Annotated in this window: 21 protein-coding genes and 1 riboswitch; of the genes, 14 read left to right on the top strand and 7 right to left on the bottom strand. The window is 38.8% G+C overall.

The window, feature by feature from the left end; all coding sequences use genetic code 11:
- Positions 1–12: 12 nt before the first annotated feature.
- Positions 13–1026, bottom strand: coding sequence for a GTP 3',8-cyclase MoaA (moaA, locus tag AC979_RS06455; protein WP_049373424.1), 1014 nt, complete (start codon positions 1024–1026; stop codon positions 13–15).
- Positions 1015–1156: riboswitch (molybdenum cofactor riboswitch) on the bottom strand. Its footprint overlaps the gene before it by 12 nt.
- 157 nt (positions 1157–1313) lie before the next feature.
- On the opposite strand from moaA, the gene AC979_RS06450 reads away from it, so the two are divergent.
- Positions 1314–2258, top strand: coding sequence for a gluconeogenesis factor YvcK family protein (locus AC979_RS06450; RefSeq protein ID WP_049373423.1), 945 nt, complete (start codon positions 1314–1316; stop codon positions 2256–2258).
- 35 nt (positions 2259–2293) lie between these two features.
- Here AC979_RS06450 and thiI read toward each other — a convergent pair whose 3' ends face one another.
- Complete coding sequence (thiI, locus tag AC979_RS06445; protein WP_049373422.1) at positions 2294–3745, bottom strand: tRNA uracil 4-sulfurtransferase ThiI; 1452 nt, start codon at positions 3743–3745, stop codon at positions 2294–2296.
- Positions 3746–3912: 167 nt separating this feature from the next.
- Between thiI and xseB the strand changes: the two genes are divergently transcribed.
- From xseB to dxs, 3 genes are all read left to right on the top strand, one after another.
- The gene (xseB, locus tag AC979_RS06440; protein ID WP_005696153.1) at positions 3913–4155 is read left to right on the top strand and encodes an exodeoxyribonuclease VII small subunit; all 243 of its coding nucleotides are present in this window, start codon (positions 3913–3915) and stop codon (positions 4153–4155) included.
- Positions 4156–4158: 3 nt separating this feature from the next.
- Positions 4159–5052 carry a (2E,6E)-farnesyl diphosphate synthase gene (gene ispA, locus AC979_RS06435; protein WP_049373421.1) on the top strand — a complete coding sequence of 298 codons (894 nt, stop codon included), beginning with the start codon at positions 4159–4161 and terminating at the stop codon, positions 5050–5052.
- 69 nt (positions 5053–5121) lie between these two features.
- Positions 5122–6975 (top strand): 1-deoxy-D-xylulose-5-phosphate synthase, encoded by a 1854-nt coding sequence (gene dxs / locus AC979_RS06430; protein ID WP_049373420.1) that lies wholly within the window; start codon positions 5122–5124, stop codon positions 6973–6975.
- A 245-nt stretch (positions 6976–7220) separates the two neighbouring features.
- On the opposite strand, the gene rplT is transcribed toward dxs, so the two are convergent.
- The 5 genes from rplT to thrS all read right to left on the bottom strand — a co-directional run bounded on the left by rplT (position 7221) and on the right by thrS (position 11600).
- Positions 7221–7574: a 50S ribosomal protein L20 gene (gene rplT, locus AC979_RS06425; protein WP_005596075.1), complete on the bottom strand. Its 354-nt coding sequence runs from the start codon at positions 7572–7574 to the stop codon at positions 7221–7223.
- A gap of 65 nt (positions 7575–7639) precedes the next feature.
- Complete coding sequence (gene rpmI, locus AC979_RS06420) at positions 7640–7837, bottom strand: 50S ribosomal protein L35 (protein ID WP_005596065.1); 198 nt, start codon at positions 7835–7837, stop codon at positions 7640–7642.
- Between the two features lie 198 nt (positions 7838–8035).
- Complete coding sequence (infC, locus tag AC979_RS06415) at positions 8036–8578, bottom strand: translation initiation factor IF-3 (protein ID WP_080351268.1); 543 nt, start codon at positions 8576–8578, stop codon at positions 8036–8038.
- 144 nt (positions 8579–8722) lie between these two features.
- Positions 8723–9541, bottom strand: coding sequence for a D-hexose-6-phosphate mutarotase (locus AC979_RS06410; protein ID WP_049373419.1), 819 nt, complete (start codon positions 9539–9541; stop codon positions 8723–8725).
- Positions 9542–9668: 127 nt separating this feature from the next.
- Positions 9669–11600, bottom strand: coding sequence for a threonine--tRNA ligase (gene thrS / locus AC979_RS06405; protein ID WP_049373418.1), 1932 nt, complete (start codon positions 11598–11600; stop codon positions 9669–9671).
- 260 nt (positions 11601–11860) lie between these two features.
- Between thrS and AC979_RS06400 the strand changes: the two genes are divergently transcribed.
- The 10 genes from AC979_RS06400 (at position 11861) to trpA (ending at position 20869) form a co-directional block, all read left to right on the top strand.
- Positions 11861–12442: an FMN-dependent NADH-azoreductase gene (locus AC979_RS06400; protein WP_049373417.1), complete on the top strand. Its 582-nt coding sequence runs from the start codon at positions 11861–11863 to the stop codon at positions 12440–12442.
- A 203-nt stretch (positions 12443–12645) separates the two neighbouring features.
- Positions 12646–14196, top strand: coding sequence for an anthranilate synthase component I (gene trpE / locus AC979_RS06395; protein ID WP_049373416.1), 1551 nt, complete (start codon positions 12646–12648; stop codon positions 14194–14196).
- 12 nt (positions 14197–14208) lie between these two features.
- Complete coding sequence (locus AC979_RS06390) at positions 14209–14793, top strand: aminodeoxychorismate/anthranilate synthase component II (RefSeq protein ID WP_005697516.1); 585 nt, start codon at positions 14209–14211, stop codon at positions 14791–14793.
- 9 nt (positions 14794–14802) lie between these two features.
- The gene (locus AC979_RS06385; RefSeq protein ID WP_005629316.1) at positions 14803–15189 is read left to right on the top strand and encodes a tautomerase family protein; all 387 of its coding nucleotides are present in this window, start codon (positions 14803–14805) and stop codon (positions 15187–15189) included.
- Between the two features lie 11 nt (positions 15190–15200).
- Positions 15201–16202 (top strand): anthranilate phosphoribosyltransferase, encoded by a 1002-nt coding sequence (trpD, locus tag AC979_RS06380; RefSeq protein ID WP_049373415.1) that lies wholly within the window; start codon positions 15201–15203, stop codon positions 16200–16202.
- Positions 16203–16241: 39 nt separating this feature from the next.
- A complete protein-coding gene (locus tag AC979_RS06375) occupies positions 16242–16670 on the top strand; it encodes a hypothetical protein (RefSeq protein WP_152670489.1) in 429 nt (142 codons plus the stop codon).
- Positions 16648–18072: a bifunctional indole-3-glycerol-phosphate synthase TrpC/phosphoribosylanthranilate isomerase TrpF gene (gene trpCF, locus AC979_RS06370; protein WP_049373413.1), complete on the top strand. Its 1425-nt coding sequence runs from the start codon at positions 16648–16650 to the stop codon at positions 18070–18072. The genes AC979_RS06375 and trpCF overlap by 23 nt, the downstream gene beginning before the upstream one ends.
- A 23-nt stretch (positions 18073–18095) precedes the next feature.
- A complete protein-coding gene (locus AC979_RS06365; protein ID WP_049373412.1) occupies positions 18096–18854 on the top strand; it encodes an SDR family oxidoreductase in 759 nt (252 codons plus the stop codon).
- A 12-nt stretch (positions 18855–18866) separates the two neighbouring features.
- Positions 18867–20063 carry a tryptophan synthase subunit beta gene (gene trpB / locus AC979_RS06360; RefSeq protein WP_049355740.1) on the top strand — a complete coding sequence of 399 codons (1197 nt, stop codon included), beginning with the start codon at positions 18867–18869 and terminating at the stop codon, positions 20061–20063.
- Positions 20063–20869 carry a tryptophan synthase subunit alpha gene (gene trpA / locus AC979_RS06355; protein WP_049373411.1) on the top strand — a complete coding sequence of 269 codons (807 nt, stop codon included), beginning with the start codon at positions 20063–20065 and terminating at the stop codon, positions 20867–20869. Before trpB ends, trpA begins: the two co-directional genes overlap by 1 nt.
- Positions 20870–20886 lie beyond the last annotated feature (17 nt).

Below are 20886 nucleotides of genomic sequence, written 5' to 3'. Positions count from 1 at the left end.
ACTTATTTTCTTTTAGCCACCGATAGAGGCTAAATGATTTCTTACGCCACTATCACCGATATGCAAATAATGATGTTCACGCTTACCTTGCAATGCAGAAAAAATACGTGCTTGCAAAATATCTTGCTGTTCATGGGATTGCAATAAATCACGTAATTCAATGCCTTCTTCGCCGAATAAACAAAGATGAAGTTTGCCCTTCGCTGACACTCTGAGACGATTACAGCTTGCGCAGAAATTCTTCTCATAAGGCATAATTAAGCCAATTTCGCCTGCATAATCAGGATGTGTGAAGACTTTAGCAGGACCATCAGTATGGGATTTGTGTTGTAATTGCCAACCGTTTTGCAGCAATTTATCCGCTAATACCTGTCCTGAAAGATGGAATTTATCAAAGAAACTATCCATTTCGCCCGTTTGCATGAGTTCGATAAAGCGCATTTGAATTGGACGATCTTTCACCCAAACAAGGAATTGCTCAAACTCTTTGTCATTCAAATTTTTCATCAAAACTGAATTGACTTTGACTTTGTTGTAACCCACTTCAAATGCACGATCGATACCACGCATCACGTCATCAAATTTATTGATACCCGTAATTTGATAGAACATTTTTGGATCTAAGCTATCGACACTGACGTTAATAGATGTAATTCCTGCTTTCTTCCAATCAGCCACATCTTTTGCCATGCGATAGCCATTTGTCGTAACGGCTAATTGACGGATTCCATCAATGTTAGCGATGCTTTCAGCAATAGAAATAAAATCTTTGCGTAAAGTCGGTTCGCCACCCGTTAAACGGATTTTTTCAGTGCCCATTTCAGCAAATGCTTGGGCAAGATGGGTAATTTCTTTTAAAGTTAAGAAACTTGGCTTATTAGCTTCAGGTTGATAACCATCAGGCAAACAATAGGTACAACGAAAATTACACTGATCGGTAATCGACAGTCGTAGATAGTAATATTGGCGTTGGAAAGGATCGACTAAGCGAGACTCTCCTACGTTTTTAATAGGAATGGATTGCATTTTACACCTTTCTAAATATGGAGAGGATAAACCGTTTCCAGCGTATCCCTGAATAACGTACCGCGTTATTGGCTTGTCGCCGTATTTCCTGTGAAACTTAGGCTAAACAAGCTCGGAGTTATGCGTTAAAAATAAATTGTATTGGTATTGTAATAAAAGCAAGCGGTTAATAGCAATAATTTGGTAGAATAACCCGACTATATTGATAAAAATAACAGAATTAACTTATATAAGAAAATATATAACATTATTTTTTATAATAATTTATAGGTAAAAAAGGAAGAAAAATGTCTGATTTATCTCGTCACAGCCGTCATGAATATTTAGACGAAATCAAACATATTGTTGCCATTGGTGGTGGTCATGGATTAGGGCGTGTATTATCGGCGCTTAGTTTTATGAAAGAGCGTTTAACCGGTATTGTCACCACCACAGATAATGGCGGTTCAACGGGTCGCATTCGTCAAGAACAAGGCGGTATTGCATGGGGAGATCTGCGTAATTGCTTAAATCAAATCATTATTGAACCGAGCACGGCCTCTGCATTATTTGAATACCGTTTTACTGGCGAAGGTGAGCTTTCTGGTCATAATTTAGGCAATTTAATGCTTAAAGCTTTAGAAGATATGCATATTCGCCCTATTGAAGCCATTAACTTAATTCGTGAATTACTCAAAGTAAAATCTCACATTATTCCCATGTCAGAAGAACCTGTTCACCTTGCGGCGAGTTTAGGTTCAGGCTCCAGTATTGTCGGTGAAATGAGTATAGATAATTTAACAGAATTACCTCAATCACTTTTCTTAGTGCCGATGGTTAAAGCTGCACAAGAAGCCATCCAAGCATTAGAGCAAGCGGACGTCATTTTACTTGGTCCAGGAAGTTTCATGACGAGTATTATGCCTCCGCTATTGCTACCTGAATTAGCTACTGCCCTGCGTAATAGCAAAGCGAAAATGATTTTTATTGATAACTTAGGGGTAGAAATTGGCGCCGCCTCTCAGCTTTCACTGGCTGATCGTATTCAGAAAATTCATGAAATTGTTGGTGAATCCATTATTGATGGTGTCATTACACCTTATCGCGAAAAAAGTGCGGTCGATTTGTCCACCATTTCTTCCGTTAAAATCTTAGCTAAACGCTTGAATGCAGATGATATTAGCTATCGTCATGATAGAACGTTACTTGCTAAAGCTATCGATGAATTAGTGGGTGAATTAGATTACGAATAAAAAAACCGCACGTTAAAGTGCGGTCATTTTTTGGCTTATTTTTTCCCGAAAACTCTCACATTCGTGAAACCATTTTCTTTTAAATAAAGCGCTTGAAGTTTGCTCATCACGCCTCGTTCACAGTAAAGCACATAGTTTTTACTTTGATCTAATGAGCCGAATTGTGAAGATAATTTATAAAACGGCAACTGCATCACTTGATGCTCATCTGATTCAAATGGATTTTCATCTGTCTCTTCAGGGCTACGAATATCTAAAATAATATCATTTTCACCAAGCACTGAAATGGTATCTACTTCCACCACTTCTTTCTCAGTTTCTTCTGCAATTTGACGAATATCTAAATATTGTGCATTTTCAACCGCACTTTCTAGCACACCAAAATCAAAGTGATTTTCTTCTTCAAGAATTTTTTCACGTACCGCTTTAATCGTTGGATTTTTAGAAATCACCCCACAGAATTCCGGCATTGATTTAGCAATATCATCGGTACCGATCTCTTTCGCCATCGCGATAATCTGTTCTTTATCATGGGTAATAAGTGGACGTAATACTAAAGCATCAGATGCTTCATCAATTAAACGTAAATTGGTTAAAGTTTGGCTAGATACTTGCCCGAGTGCTTCGCCGGTAACAATGGCTTGAATATCAAAACGTTGTGCAACTTTACTTGCAGCGCGAACCATCATTCGTTTTAACATGACGCCCATTTGGCCGTTATCGACTTTCTCTAAAATCTCGCCCACTACGCCTTCAAAAGGAATGGCAATAAAACGGACTTTATGGGATGAACTATAACGACTCCAAATATGGTAAGCCATTTGTTTCACGCCAATTTCATGGGCTGCACCACCTAAATTGAAGAAACAATAATGCACACGAGAACCACGGCGAATAAGCATATAACTGGATACGCCTGAGTCAAAGCCACCTGAAATCAATGAAAGCACATCTTCTTGCGTCCCAATTGGATAACCACCAAGACCAACATGACGAGCTCTCACCAGCATCATTTTGTCATCTTCAATATCAATACGAACAGTCACATCAGGATTTTTTAAGCGTACTTTTGCGCTTTCAATATGCTGATTTAAACCACCACCGATGTAACGTTCAGCTTCAATGGAACTGAAATCATGTTTCCCTTTGCGTTTTACACGTACACAAAAGGTTTTGTTTTCAAGTTGAGCTGCAACATCCGCTAAGGTTAACTCAAAGATATGATGTAAATCGGTAAACGGTTTTTCTTCCACTTCTAAAAAATGATGAATACCTGGAATGCGTTGTAAAAGCGCAATTAACTCTTCACGATTGGCTTCATTTTTTGAGCGCACTTCGATGTAATCCCAATGACGAACAACCGCTGTTTCTTCATCATATTTCTGTAAAATATTGCGGATATTAGAGGTCAAAATTTTTGCGAAACGCTTACGCACGGTTTCGCTTTTAATCATAATTTCAGGAAAAAGTTTAACGATAAATTTCATAATAATCTGTGAATAATAAAAAATGGCCGTATTGTACGCTAAATTCCAGATCCCACAAAGTTCAAATTCTCACGAAAAACTGACCGCACTTTGAAATAAGTTTTTAACATCCCTATAAAAATCAAGTACAATACGGAGCAATTTATTCATCTGAAAAGGATAATTTAATGGCGCGTAAACCAGCAAATGCTGAACCAGATTTTGAAACAACACTTGCACAATTAGAAACCATTGTGACAAAACTTGAAAGCGGTGAATTACCATTGGAAGATGCGCTGAAAGAATTTGAAAACGGCATTAAATTGGCTCAACTTGGTCAAGAACGCTTACAACAAGCAGAACAACGCATTCAAATTTTGTTACAAAAAAGCGAAACCGCCCCATTAAGTGATTATCAAGGGGACGAGTAATTCATGAGTTATCAATTCGGCACTGAACTCAAACAAGTTCAAGATCGTATTAATCAGTTTTTAGCCAATCAATTTGAAGAAATTGACTCTTATAATGCCCCTTTGCGTGATGCCATGAAATATGGTTTATTGCTAGGTGGTAAACGCGTTCGTCCTTTCCTTGTCTATGCAACGGGAAAAATGCTGGGCGCAGAAATGTCCGCTTTGGATTACGCGGCCGCAGCCATTGAAGCTATTCATGCTTATTCTTTAATCCATGATGATTTGCCTGCAATGGACAATGATGAACTTCGTCGTGGTCAACCAACCTGTCATATCGCTTTTGATGAAGCTACGGCTATTTTAGCTGGCGATGCATTACAAGCTTTTGCCTTTGAAATTCTTACTGAAGCCCCTTCTCTTTCTTCTGAACAAAAATTGCAATTATTGAAGGTATTGGCTCAAGCATCTGGCGTACAAGGTATGTGTTTAGGGCAAAGTTTAGATTTAATTTCTGAGCATAAACAAGTTAATTTAGATGAATTAGAGCTTATTCATCGCAATAAAACGGGTGCATTGCTAACGGCCGCATTAAAAATGGGTTTTATCTGCTCTCCTCACTTTCAAAACAAAGAATTAGAGCAACAACTAGAACGTTATTCACAAGCTATTGGTTTAGCTTTCCAAGTACAAGATGACATTTTAGATATTGAAGGCGACAGTGCGGAAATCGGTAAACCGGTGGGATCTGATTTAGATTTAGATAAAAGCACTTATCCAAAGCTGTTAGGATTAGAGGGCGCGAAACAAAAAGCGCAAGAACTCTATCAAACTGCCTTACATGAATTAGACAATTTACCTTTTGATACCACTGCATTGCGTGCATTAGCTGAATTTATTGTCAATCGTAAAAGTTAATGGTGACAACACTGACTTTAATTTCTCAAAGTGCGGTCACTTTTTTCACATTTTAGGACTAACGAATATATGAACAACTATCCTCTTTTATCCTTAATTAATTCGCCGGAAGATTTGCGTCTGTTGAATAAAGAGCAGCTTCCGCAGCTTTGTCAGGAATTACGGAGTTATCTGTTGGAGTCCGTTAGTCAAACTAGTGGTCATTTGGCATCAGGTCTTGGTACTGTTGAATTGACTGTTGCACTACACTACATTTTCAAAACCCCTTTTGATCAATTAATTTGGGATGTGGGCCATCAAGCTTATCCACATAAAATTTTGACAGGTCGTCGTGATCAAATGTCCACCATCCGCCAAAAAGGCGGCATTCATCCTTTCCCTTGGCGTGAAGAAAGTGAATTTGATGTATTAAGTGTTGGTCACTCTTCTACTTCTATCAGTGCAGGACTAGGGATTGCTGTTGCGGCAGAACGTGAAAATGCAGGTCGCAAAACTGTTTGTGTAATTGGTGATGGTGCAATCACTGCGGGTATGGCATTTGAAGCCTTAAATCATGCGGGTTCTTTGCATACTGATATGTTGGTCATTTTAAATGATAATGAAATGTCGATTTCTGAAAATGTCGGCGCATTAAATAATCACCTTGCACGTATTTTCTCTGGCTCATTATATTCAACCGTTCGTGACGGCAGTAAAAAAATCTTAGATAAAGTACCGACCGTTAAAAACTTTATGAAGAAAACCGAAGAACACATGAAAGGTGTAATGTTCTCTCCAGAAAGTACACTCTTTGAAGAGCTCGGTTTTAACTATATTGGACCAATTGACGGGCATAACATTGATGAATTAATTGCTACTTTAAGCAATATGCGCGATCTCAAAGGACCCCAATTCTTACACATTAAAACCAAAAAAGGGAAAGGTTACGAGCCTGCAGAAAAAGATCCAATTGGCTTCCATGGTGTACCCAAATTTGACCCAATCAGTGGACAACTGCCTAAATCAAATGCCAAACCAACCTATTCAAAAATCTTTGGCGATTGGTTATGTGAAATGGCAGAACAAGACGATAAATTAGTCGGTATTACCCCAGCAATGCGTGAAGGTTCTGGCATGGTAGAATTTTCAGAACGATTCCCACAACAATATTTTGATGTGGCCATCGCTGAGCAACATGCTGTTACCTTTGCAGCCGGTCTTGCAATTGGCGGTTATAAACCTGTTGTGGCAATTTATTCTACCTTCTTACAACGTGCTTATGATCAGCTTATTCACGATGTTGCTATTCAAAACTTACCTGTTCTCTTTGCCATCGATCGTGCAGGTATCGTAGGTGCGGATGGTCAAACTCACCAAGGTGCGTTTGATTTAAGTTTTATGCGCTGCATTCCGAACATGATCATCATGACACCAAGTGATGAAAACGAATGTCGCCAAATGCTTTACACGGGTTATAAATGTGGTAAACCTGCTGCGGTACGTTATCCGCGTGGAAATGCAATCGGCGTAGAATTAACCCCACTTGCTGAATTAGAAATTGGTCATTCAAAAATGGTTCGTCAAGGTGAAAAAATCGCGATTCTGAATTTTGGCACACTCTTACCTGCCGCTTTATCTGTGGCAGAAAAACTCAATGCGACAGTTGTCGATATGCGCTTTGTGAAACCAATTGATGAAGCTCGTATTCTAGAAATGGCAGATACCCATGACGTCATTGTGACATTGGAAGAAAATGCAATTCAAGGTGGTGCAGGTTCTGCTGTTTCCGAAGTGCTAAATTCTCATGGAAAAACAACCGCACTTTTACAGCTTGGTTTACCTGATATTTTTATTCCGCAAGGCACACAACAAGAAGCACTTGCTGAAATTAAATTAGATGAAAAAGGGATTGAAGAGCAAATTATTGCCTTTATAAAGGGCTAAATTCGTTCATTTTGGTTTAATTTTGATATTTTTAAAAATTTTTTCAAAAATATCGAACTATTTCAAAAACACACAGTCTGATACATTGCTAGTGCACTGCATATTGCAGTTATCTTTTTGAAGTTTCTTATAAATTAAGACCTCCCCGCTATTCAAGTTTTGAGTAGCGGTTTTTTCTTTTTTAGAGTCTATAAAAAAAGGACGCTTTTCAGCGTCCTAATTTTTGAATCTAAACTTTAAAAAAATTAAAGTGCAGATTTTGCTTTTTCAACTAATGCAGCAAACGCTACTTTGTCGAATACAGCGATATCAGCAAGGATCTTACGGTCGATTTCAACTGACGCTTTTTTCAAGCCGTTGATGAATTTGCTGTAAGATAAACCATTTTGACGAGCCGCAGCGTTGATACGTGCAATCCATAATTGACGGAATTGACGTTTACGTTGACGACGGTCACGATATGCGTATTGACCAGCTTTGATCACCGCTTGGAAAGCAACGCGATACACGCGTGAACGTGCACCATAATAACCTTTAGCAGCCTTAAGAACTTTCTTATGGCGTGCTCTTGCAATAACACCACGTTTTACACGAGCCATTATTTAATCTCCTATGTAATATTTTAACTAATTTAACTAATCGTACGTTTTGCTTAAATAACGGCTTATGCGTATGGTAAGCAAGCTACTACTAAAACTTGGTCTGCTTTCGCAACCATTGATTTATGACGTAAATGACGTTTACGTTTAGTTGTCTTTTTAGTCAAAATATGACGTAAGTGAGATTGTTTACGTTTGAAACCGCCAGAAGCTGTTTTTTTGAAACGCTTAGCAGCACCACGTACTGTTTTAATTTTAGGCATTGTTAAAATAACTCCGCATTTTAAGTTAAACACATAATTAGGCGAATCCGAAGATTACTTGTAGGCACTAATTATTCCAATATGGCAAATTGAATTGCCCTTCTCCAAAAGCAATTAGGCTGCGTAGTTTGCCCAATGTGCAGTTGTATTCTCACCGAAGTGAAAATTCGATTATCTAGATTAGATCTAAATAAAAAATTATTTTTTCTTAGGAGCTAACACCATTACTGCTTGGCGACCTTCTAATTTACCTGGTGCTGATTCCACTACTGAAATGTCAGCCAAATCGTTTTTAACACGCTCTAACACGTCTAAACCGATATCTTGGTGAGCCATTTCACGACCACGGAAACGTACGGTAATTTTCGCTTTATCACCATCTTCTAAGAAACGGATTAAGCTGCGTAATTTAACTTGATAGTCACCTTCGTCAGTACCTGGACGGAATTTAATTTCCTTCACTTGTACGACTTTTTGTTTTTTCTTCTGTTCTTTTGCAGTTTTGCTCTTCTCATAGAGGAACTTGCCGTAGTTCATAATACGACAAACCGGTGGTTCGGCATTCGGACTGATCTCAACTAAATCAAGCGCTGCTTGTTCTGCCATGTCTAAGGCTTGTTGAATTGATACAATCCCCGCTTGTTCACCATCTTGGTCAATCAAACGAACTTCTTTTACTCGAATTTCATCGTTAATGCGATTCGGGCGGTTAGCTGCCGGAGCTTTTTTTACGGTTTTGATAATGTTATTCCTTCTATTTATTTAAGAAAAAATCGACTGCCTTCAAACAGAAGATTTATTAAATCATTTGCTATAAAAACAAACAAAAAACGGGCAAAATTTTATAGTATTTGCCACGTTTATGCAACAAGGATTTCTATTCCTTTAAATATCATCGGGTAAAGTACTTATTTCAGCAGAAATACTTTCACCAAATTGAAGTAATTTCTCTAATCTCGCAGTTTCAATGCACACCATATTTCGATATCCATCTGCTTTCATTGCACTTGGTGTTTTCTCCCAAGGATTCCATAGCACAATTGAATCGGCATGATGATGGATAATTTGAATACGTCGATTAAATGCTTTATCCACCAAGAATGTTTTATCTTCCTCTAATGTATAAATACAATCGACGCCCTGCTCAATTTTACGAGTTGAAGGAACATCAGTATGTTTACCTTGTAATGAGTCATAACAACGGCTTGGTAAATTTTGGACTTCAATTTGTGAAATATCACCAATATTAAAATAACTGTGTAATGCCGCTTGAGCAGGTTCTTGACCTAAATGCGTTAAGGTCATTGTGCATTTATCGGTAAATTCCATTTTCATTTTGGCTTCAATCACACCATATTCAGAAAAGAGCGAAAATTCTAACCGCACTTTATTCGCTTGCAGATCATAATCACTCAATTGCCACAAACGTAAACGCGCTGTACCGTGTGAAGGTTGTTTAACACCACCAAACCAAGGGTAACAAAGTGGTACACCGCCGCGAATTGCCACACCTTGTGTGAAAGGTTCAATCTCACTTAACCAAAAGACATCCTGCTCTACCCCTTTAGGCTGCCAATTTAATAGCTGTGCCCCTTGTAGTGCAATTCGAGCTGAACCTACAGAGTGATTTAAGGTTAAAACAGGAATTTCATTGATACGTTCTAACGTTAATTCTGGTGTTAATTGTTGAATTTGAGCTGTCATATTCGCCTCCTTGTGATAAGGCTATTATATAGAAGAAAGAGATACTTGAGTCTATTTTTATATCGTAAATATAAAAAAACCGCACATCAAAGTGCGGTCATTTTTAATTAAGATTTTAAAGAGTCAATTACTCTTCACCCAACAATTTCAACTCACGTTGTCTTACTTGGGATTTTAAGATTTCAGCAAATTCTTCAATCGTGAAAGTACCTAAATCAGCACCTTTACGGGTACGTACTGCCACTTTGCCTTCAGCGATTTCTTTATCACCGCAAACAAGCATATAAGGTACGCGACGTAAGGTGTGTTCGCGGATCTTAAAGCCGACTTTTTCATTACGTAAATCAGCTTTAACGCGTAATCCAGCATCAGAAAGTTGTTTCACGACTTTTTGCACGTAGTCTGCTTGGCTATCTGTAATGTTCATCACAATCGCTTGAACTGGTGCTAACCATGCAGGGAAGAAACCCGCATACTCTTCAGTAATGATGCCGATGAAACGTTCAATCGAACCTAAAATCGCACGGTGAATCATAACCGGTGTACGACGATCATTGTCTTCTGCCACATAAGACGCATTTAGACGACCAGGTAATGCAAAGTCTAATTGGATGGTACCGCATTGCCATTCACGATCTAAGCAGTCACGTAATGCAAACTCAATTTTCGGTCCATAGAATGCACCTTCACCTTCTTGAATTTCATATTCAAGACCGTTATGCGCTAATGCTGCCGCAAGACCTGCTTCTGCGCGATCCCACATATCATCAGCACCGATACGTTTTTCAGGACGAGTAGATAATTTCACCTGAATATTTTGGAAACCGAAAGTGCTGTAAATGTCGTAAACCATTTTGATACAGCTGGTTACTTCACTTTCAATTTGGTCTTCAGTACAGAAAATGTGTGCATCATCTTGAGTGAAGCCACGTACACGCATTAAACCGTGTAAAGAACCCGATGGCTCATTACGGTGACAAGAACCAAATTCCGCCATACGGATTGGTAAATCACGGTAAGATTTTAAACCTTGATTGAAGATTTGAACGTGTCCTGGACAGTTCATTGGTTTAATCGCATATTCACGGTTTTCTGATTGTGTAGTAAACATCAAATCGCCGTAGTTTTGCCAGTGACCTGTTTTTTCCCACAACACACGGTCCATCATGAACGGACCTTTCACCTCTTGATAATCGTATTCTTTTAATTTAGTACGTACGAAGGTTTCCAATTCACGGAAAATTGTCCAACCATCATTATGCCAGAACACCATACCCGGTGCTTCTTCTTGCATATGATATAAATCTAACGCTTTACCGATTTTACGGTGGTCACGTTTTGCGGCTTCTTCTAAGCGCGTTAAGTATTCCGCTAATTGTTTTTTATCAGCCCAAGCCGTACCGTAGATACGTTGTAACATTTTATTTTTGCTATCACCACGCCAGTACGCACCAGCCACTTTCATTAATTTGAAGTGTTGACAGAAACGCATATTAGGCACATGTGGTCCACGACACATATCAATGTATTCTTCGTGATGATAAAGCGCAGGCGTTGCGGTACGTTCGATGTTTTCATCTAAAATAGCCATTTTGTATGGCTCACCGCGTTTTTCAAAAGTATCTCTTGCTTCTTGCCAGCTTACCGGAGTTTTGATGACGTCATAATTGGTTTTCGCCAATTCAAGCATACGTTTTTCGATAGCATCAATGTCTTCTTGCGTTAAAGAACGGTCTAAATCCACGTCATAATAGAAGCCATTTTCAATCGTTGGACCGATTGCCATTTTGACATCTGGGAATAATTGTTTGATTGCGTGACCAAGCAAGTGTGCGCAAGAGTGACGAATAATTTCCAAACCGTCTTCATCTTTTGCCGTAATAATTTCAAGGTTGGCATCTTCATTGATGATGTCACAGGCATCACGACGTTCACCGTTTACACGGCCAGCGATGGTTGCTTTGGCAAGACCGGCTCCGATATCTTGAGCCACTTCTAACACAGAAACTGGACGATCAAATTCACGTTTAGAACCGTCCGGTAAAGTAATAATAGGCATAATTTTTCCTTCTACAGTGGTCGCCCATACGAAAGGCAACATGCAAATAATGATTAAAAACAAACCGCACTTTCATTCACTCCCACTATTGAGCAAACCAAGTGCGGCGGAGAATTTTAGCACTTTCCACCACGCTTGTTAATATCTCGCTTAATTCTTTCCAATGAGTAAACAATGATTTTCCTAATAGTTACTTTATCTATTCAAAATTTCCGATAAAATGACCGCACTTTTGATAGACACAAATTAAAGGAAACTCTATGAACGTATTAGTATTAAAATCAAGCATCCTTGCAGATAACTCTCAAAGCAATAAATTAGCCGACTACACCATTGAAAAATTAAAAGGCCACAATATTATAGTACGTGATTTAGCGGCGCACCCCCTTCCCCATTTTGATGCAACAGCGGCAACTGCAGTACGTGGTGAACCTAAAACAGCGGAAGAAAATGCTCTTTTAGCCTTATCTGATGAATTAGTGTCTGAACTAAAAGCAGCGGATATCATCGTAATTGGTGCACCAATGTATAACTTAGGCATCCCAACACAACTTAAATCTTATTTTGATTTTATCGCTCGCCCTCGTGTAACTTTCCAATACACCGCAAATGGCCCTGAAGGTTTACTTCAAGGCAAAAAAGCGATTGTATTAGCGAGCTTTGGTGGCATGTATGATGAAAACAACAATGTGACGAATTACTTAAAAGCGATTTTAGGTTTTGTTGGCATTACCGATGTTCAGTTTGCTTATGCAAAAGGTATCGGATTAGGTGCTGAAGCGATTGAAAAAGCACAGCGTTCAGCAAGAAATAAAATTGATGAGATTGTTGCTTCTCTCTAATCTCTGAATCTATTCCCTCTATTAAGCCATTTTGAGATATGCCTCGAAATGGCTTTTTTTCTGACAGAAAATCTCTATTTCTAATCTTGTTGGTTAAAAATTAAAAAAATATTGTAAAATTACGCCAATTTTTTGATTATTTTCTTGACTTATGTATCGTGTACTAGTTTAATAGTGCAAAAGTTCAGAATAAAGGATTCATTATGAAAAATACCCCATTTATTGCGGTGACCTCTCAACCGGTTCCCTATCATGCCGACACCACCGCAATTTTTAATACATTATGCCAACAGAACTCAAATTCTCTTCTCCTCGACTCTGCCGAAATTGGTAGCAAAAATAGCTTACAAAGTCTTATTCTAATTAATGCGGCCGTTAAAATCACTTGTTTAGGCAATCAAGTGACATTTAGAGCACTGAATGCGAACGGAAAACAAGTTTTAAAAGAAATTCATCCCGTATTAAGCCAACTCGGTACTGTAAGTGCGGTCAATTTTGATGATGAATTTTCTGTGCAATTTGCACCGCTCGATAATCAATTAGATGAAGACAGTAAATTACAAGCTGCAACCATTTTTGATGGACTTCGTGTCATTTCTAACCATTATCAACATAGCAGTACGCCAGTCTTTTTGGGTGGTTTATTTGCTTATGACTTGGTGGCAAATTTTATTCCAATGCAAGGTGTTGAATTAAAAGATGATGGTATTCACTGCCCTGATTACAGTTTCTATCTCGCAGAAAACTTAATTACCATCGATCATCAAAGCCAACAAGCTACCTTAAAAAGCTTCTGTTTTAGTCAAGAAGAACAAGTGGAAGTCGCGAAAACAGCACTTTCTATTGCACAAAAATTAAAAAATATTGATGGCGTACTTTCCATTAAAGCAGCAAGTGATGAGGTCAGCACCAACTTTGAAGATCCTGAATTTACAGGTATCGTTAAAGCGTTAAAACATCATATTAATATTGGTGATGTTTTCCAAATCGTGCCATCCCGCCGTTTTTCATTAGCTTGTCCGAATACCCTTGCGAGCTACGCACAATTAAAGCTTAACAATCCAAGTCCTTATATGTTCTATATGAACGATGAGGATTTCATTTTATTTGGCGCATCACCTGAAAGTGCGTTGAAATATGCGCCAGACAATCGCCAATTAGAAATTTATCCAATTGCAGGTTCTCGCCCGCGTGGTTTTGATGCACATGGTAATATTGATCCAGAATTAGATGCACGTTTGGAATTAGAATTACGCCTTGATCATAAAGAGCAAGCCGAACATTTAATGTTGGTGGATTTAGCGCGTAATGACATTGCTCGCGTATGCCAAAGCGGTACACGTAAAGTCGCTGAATTAATGCAAGTAGATCGCTATTCGCACATCATGCATTTGGTTTCTCGCGTAGTGGGTAAACTTCGTCCTGAACTTGACGCCTTACATGCTTATCAAGCTTGTATGAATATGGGAACACTAACTGGTGCGCCTAAAATTAAAGCCATGCAGTTAATCTATCAATTTGAACAGCAAAAACGCCACAGCTATGGCGGTGCGGTTGGCTATCTTACATCTGACGGTCGTTTTGATACCTGTATTGTGATTCGTTCTGCTTTTGTTCAAAATGGCATTGCCCATATTCAAGCAGGCTGTGGCGAAGTATTGGATTCTGATCCTCAAATGGAAGCGGATGAAACTCGCCATAAAGCGGCTGCAGTGCTTAAAGCAATCAAACAAATCAATACCCAAGCAAAATAAGGACGATAAATTATGGCTAATATTCTCTTTTTAGATAATTTTGATTCATTCACTTATAACTTAGTGGATCAATTCCGTGTGCTTGGACATAACGTAAAAATTTATCGTAATGACACCAATTTAGAACAAGTGGTGCAAGAAGCATTAAATACACCCGATACAATTCTTGCGCTCTCTCCAGGACCAGGTACCCCGGCAGAAGCTGGTATCTTACTCCCGCTCATTGAACGTTTAAAAAATGATGTGCCAATTATCGGGATTTGCTTGGGCCACCAAGCGCTTATTCAAGCCTTTGGTGGAGAGGTTGTACATGCAGGCGAAGTATTACATGGTAAAGTATCGCGCATTCAACACGATAACCAAGCCATGTTTAAAGATATTGCCAACCCAATGCCTGTGGCTCGTTATCACTCTTTGATGGGTAAAAATCTGCCTGACGAATTTATTGTCAATGCCGATTACAATGGTATCGTGATGGCAATTCGTCATAAAACCTTGCCAATTTGTGCTTTCCAATTCCACCCAGAAAGCATCCTTACTGTGCAAGGTTCAAAATTATTACAACAATCTGTGGAATGGTTATTAAACAGAGATTAAGGAAGAAAAATGATTACCGTATATGGATTAAAAGAAGTGCTTGCACCTCGTCGTCAAGATATTGCTGAAGTAATTTATAACTGTTTAAACCTTGGTTTAGACATTCCTCGCGGAAAGCATGCGATTCGTTTTTTATGTTTAGATAAAGAAGATTTTCTTTATCCTATCGATCGTAACGATGATTACACCGTTATTGAAATTAATCTTATGCAAGGTCGTATGGAAGGCACGAAAAAACGTTTAATCAAAATGCTTTTCAGTGAACTGGAATACAAAATTGGTATTAAATCTCACAACGTTGAAATTACGATTAAAGAACAACCGGCGCATTGTTGGGGGTTCCGTGGTATGACTGGCGATGAAGCTCGCGATTTAGATTACGATATTTACGTATAAGGGATGAGATTATGCAAACGGCTCAATTATTAGAACAACTTTACAGCGGAAAAATACTTAATAAAGAAGAAAGTGCGGTCATTTTTAATGCCATTATGCAAGGTGAACTAAATAACGAACAAATCGCTGCCATGCTGATTGCGTTAAAAGTACGTGGTGCCACCATTGAGGAATTAAGTGGTGCGGTATCGGCATCCTTGAACAATGCCAAATCATTCCCTCGTCCAGACTACCCTTTTGCGGATATTGTGGGTACTGGCGGTGATGGCCAAAATACGATTAATATTTCTACTGCGAGTGCCATTGTTGCAGCCTCTATGGGTGCTAAAGTAGCCAAACACGGGAACCGCAGTGTATCGAGCAAATCAGGTGCCAGTGATGTATTAACCGCACTCGGTGTGAATGTCAACGTTACACCAGAACAAGCTCGTCAAGCGCTTGATGATATTGGGGTATGTTTCTTATTTGCTCAACAATATCACAGTGGTTTTAAACATGTTGCCCCTGTTCGCGCGGCATTAAAAACGCGTACACTTTTTAATATTTTAGGTCCATTAATTAACCCTGCTCGCCCAACTTATCATTTGCTTGGCGTGTATGCACCTGAATTAGTGAAAACCTATGCTGAAACCGCTGTTGCATTAGGCCATCAACATACTTTTGTGGTTCATGGTGCGGGTCTTGATGAAGTCGCCGTACATGGTGAAACCCAAGTCGCTGAAATTAAAAACGGCAAAATTGACTACTTCACTTTAACCCCAGAAGATTTTGGTTTAAAAACACAATCTTTAGAAAGTTTACGTGGTGGCGAACCGCAAGAGAATGCCCAATATCTAACCGCACTTTTACAAGGTAAAGGCAAAGGGGAACATGCCAATGCAGTGGCTGCAAATGTGGCATTATTGTTGAAATTATTTGGTCATGATGACTTAAAACAAAATGTTCAAAATGTATTGGCTCACCTTGCATCAGGCAAAGCGTTTGAGACATTACAACATTTGACAAAATACTAGGTAAAATTTATGTTCTCTTACACTAAGGAAGAGCGATATATGACAGATGAAGAATATTATAATTCAAGAAAAAAATATTATTCATTATTCACAATCTCACTATTTGCAATAATATTATATATCTCAATATATTGCTCAACAAATAGTGTTATAACCATTGAATTAATCATATTATTTAATGTCGCTTGTTTATTTATTCCATTAACCTCAATCCCACTCCTAGAGAGACCATTTAAGCTAAAAGATAAGGCTGATAAAGGATTGACATTATTTTTAATGTATTTATCTGTTCTTTGTATACAGATGTTCTTGATTAATATTCAAACCTTACAAGAACAATACAAAACAATATTATTTGCAATTATTGCAGGTTTATATGGAGCTGTTATCACGAGATACTTAACATATCCCTTGGAAATAATTGAACAATATATCGGTATCCAAAATGAAGATAAACTTAAAAAATAAACCAACAATTTTACAAAAAATAGTCTTAGACAAAGCGCAATGGGTTAAAGCAAAGGAAGCTGAATTTCCGCTTTCACAATTTAAAGAAAACATTCAAAAATCTGACCGCTCTTTTTATGATGCGTTGGATAAAGGCACCCTTCAAAAGCCCGCTTATATTTTGGAATGCAAGAAAGCTTCACCTTCTAAAGGATTAATTCGTGGTGAATTTAATTTAGATGAAATCGCCAATGTGTATAAACATTATGCTTCAGCTGTTTCTGTGCTAACGGATGAGAAATACTTCCAAGGTAAATTTGACTATTTGCCGCAAGTACGTGACGTTGTCTCACAACCTGTATTGTGCAAAGATTTTATGATCAGCGAATATCAGGTGTATCTTGCGCGCTACTATCAAGCTGATGCTATTTTATTGATGCTTTCAGTGGTGAATGATGAAACCTATCACGTACTCGCTGATCTGGCGCATTCTCTCGGCATGGGCGTATTGACGGAAACCAGCAACGAAGAAGAGTTTGAGCGTGCCCTTGCATTAGGTGCAAAAATTATCGGTGTTAATAATCGTAATCTTCACGATCTCACCGTTGATTTAAACCGCGTGGTAAAACTCACACAAAAATATGCCGATCGCATTCCTACTGATGCACGTATTATCAGCGAATCAGGGATTTATAATCACAGTCAAATTCGTGATTTGCAAAAAGTGGCACATGGCTTTTTAATCGGTAGCAGCCTAATGGGCAGTGCTGATTTAAATAATGCTGTGCGTGAAGTGATTTTTGGAGAAAATAAAGTATGCGGTTTAACTCGCACGCAAGATGTCAAAGAGGTTTACGCAAACGGAGCATTATACGGCGGCTTAATTTTCGTCGAACATTCAAAACGCTGTGTGAGCCTACGTCAAGCCCAAGAATTAGTGACAGCATCACCACTTCGTTTTGTGGGCGTATTCCAGAATCAAGAAATTGATTTTATTGTAAAAATCGCTAAACAATTGCAACTTTATGCCGTTCAGCTACACGGTTCAGAAACCGCTGAATTTATTACCGCACTTCGTCACGAACTGCCTGAAGAAATACAAATTTGGAAAGCCATTTCGGTGAATACTGAAGCACAAAGTGCGGTTGATTTTACTGATGATTTAAATATCACTCGCTATATTTTCGATAGCCAATCTGCTAATCAACAAGGTGGCACAGGAAAAACCTTTAATTGGTCACTCATTCCTGAAAACTTGAAACACAAAATTATTTTGGCTGGTGGCATTTCACCTGACAATATTGAACAAGCTATTAAGCAAGGTTGCTTAGGGGTTGATCTCAATTCTGGTGTAGAAACTGCCACTGGCGTGAAAGATAGCGAAAAAGTGCGGTCAGTTTTTAATAAGATTTTATCAAATTAATCTGATTGCTAAGGGGAAGCATTATGCAAAGAACAGCGTTAGTAACCGGCTCAACTGCCGGATTTGGTACGGCAATTTGTCGCACACTCATTGAAAATGGCTATCGTGTAATTGGCACAGGACGCCGTGTAGCTCGTTTAGAACAATTACAGCAAGAATTAAGTGAAAATTTCCATTTTCTTGCCTTTGATATTTCAGATCGCCTGGCAACAGAAGATGCTTTCCATTCCCTTCCCGCTAATTGGCAATCCATTGATTTATTGGTGAATAATGCAGGATTAGCATTAGGCTTAGAAAGTGCAGATAAAGCGAATTTAGACGATTGGATGCAAATGATTGATACCAATATTAAAGGTCTCGTCACTATCACTCGTCTTGTTTTACCACAAATGGTAGAACGCAATTCAGGCCATATTATTAATTTAGGATCAATTGCGGGGACTTATCCTTATCCAGGTGGCAATATATACGGTGGCACTAAAGCTTTTATCAAACAATTTAGTTTAAATCTTCGAGCCGATCTTGCTGGAACACAAATTCGCGTGACCAATGTTGAGCCTGGTCTTTGTGGTGGAACTGAATTTTCGAATGTTCGCTTTAAAGGTGACGATGCCCGAGCACAAAAACTCTATGAAAATGTGGAATATGTCAGTCCACAAGATATTGCTAATATTGTGTTATGGCTCAATCAACAACCTGAACATGTCAATATTAATCGCATTGAAGTGATGCCTACTGCACAAACCTTTGCACCACTTAATGTCGCAAGAATTCAAAAATAACAAGGAAATATTATGTCAGAAACCCTTTTAAATCCTTATTTCGGTGAATTTGGCGGAATGTATGTACCGGAAATTCTCGTACCGGTACTACAACAGCTAGAAAAAGCCTTTGTTGAAGCAAAAGACGATCCTGAATTCCAACGTGAATTTCAAGATTTACTTAAAAATTATGCGGGCAGACCAACCGCACTTACCCTTTGCCGTAATTTAACCAAAGGTACAAAAGCAAAAATTTATTTAAAACGTGAAGATTTACTTCACGGTGGTGCCCATAAAACCAACCAAGTGTTAGGTCAAATTTTATTAGCGAAACGCATGGGTAAAACACGCATTATCGCCGAAACCGGTGCCGGCCAACATGGTGTAGCAACAGCTCTTGCTTGTGCAATGTTAGATATGCCTTGCCGTGTTTATATGGGGGCGAAAGATGTAGAACGTCAATCACCAAACGTATTCCGTATGCGTTTAATGGGCGCAGAAGTGATTCCTGTTCAAAAAGGCTCTTGCTCATTGAAAGATGCATGCTGTGAAGCAATGCGTGATTGGTCAGCCAACTATGAAAACACCCATTATTTATTAGGTACCGCAGCAGGCCCTCATCCATTCCCAACGATTGTGCGTGAATTCCAAAAAATGATTGGTGAAGAAACTAAACGTCAAATCTTAGAAAAAGAAGGGCGCTTACCGGATGCTGTCATCGCTGCAGTCGGTGGTGGTTCGAATGCGATTGGTATGTTTACTGATTTTATTGATGAAAAAGGTGTGCGCTTAATTGGTGTGGAACCTGCTGGTCACGGCATTGAAAGTGGTGAACATGGTGCACCATTAGGTCATGCAAAAGTGGGCATTTATTTCGGTATGAAATCACCTTTAATGCAAACTGAAGATGGTCAAGTGGAAGAATCCTACTCTATTTCTGCTGGATTAGACTTCCCTTCTGTTGGGCCTCAACATGCTTACTTGCAAAGTATTGGTCGTGCAGAATACCCAAGTATTACAGATGATGAAGCATTAAATGCTTTCCAAGCGTTAGCAAAACATGAAGGGATTATTCCTGCATTGGAAAGTTCGCATGCATTAGCACACGCATTAAAAATGATTCATCAAGAACCGAATAAAGAACAAATTTTAGTGGTGAATCTCTCTGGTCGTGGTGATAAAGATATTTTCACCGTTGATAAAGTTTTAAAAGAAAAAGGAATGCAATAATGAGCCGTTTTGAAACTAAATTTGCAGAGCTTGCAGCGAAAAAAGAAGGGGCTTTTGTACCTTTCGTGACATTATGCGATCCAACATTTGATCGCTCTTTTGAGATTATTTGCACGTTAGTCGAAAATGGCGCAGATGCGTTGGAATTAGGCTTTCCATTTTCTGATCCACTATTAGACGGTCCCGTTATCCAAGCGGCTAATAACCGTGCGCTCAATGCGGGCCATAGCACTGAGGATAGCTTTAAATTACTCGCTAAAGTGCGGTCAAAATATCCAGAAATTCCGATTAGCTTACTCCTTTGTGCGAATTTAATTTTTGCGAAAGGCTTAGATAATTTCTATCAACGTTGTGCAGAAGTCGGCGTAGATGCGGTTTTAGTGGCAGATATTCCACTATTGGCAAAAGAAGACTATATTCAAGCCGCTAAAAAGCATGGCATTCAACCTGTCTTTATTTGCCCACCAAATGCTGATGCCAAAACGGTACAAGGCGTTGCTGAAAATAGCGAAGGTTATACCTATTTAGTTTCTCGTGCAGGTGTAACAAGTGCGGAAAACCAAGCTCACGCTGCGAACTTAGATACACTCGTAGAACAACTTAAAGCCCATAAGGCTCCACCAATTCTACAAGGTTTTGGTATTGCTCAACCTGCTCAAGTGAAAGAAGCGCTTCAACTGGGTGCAGCCGGCGCAATTTCAGGTTCTGCAACTGTAAAAATTATTGAGCGAAATTTAGATAATCAGGCTCAATGCTTATCTGAGCTCGCCGAGTTTGTTCGCAATATGAAAGCAGCAACAAAATAATAAATAAAAAAGTGCGG

This window comes from Parahaemophilus parainfluenzae, from assembly GCF_001053575.1.
Taxonomy (GTDB): Bacteria; Pseudomonadota; Gammaproteobacteria; order Enterobacterales; family Pasteurellaceae; genus Haemophilus_D; species Haemophilus_D parainfluenzae_S.
The sequence above is the reverse complement of the archived record's forward strand: the minus strand, read 5'-3'. Positions and strand labels throughout refer to the sequence as shown.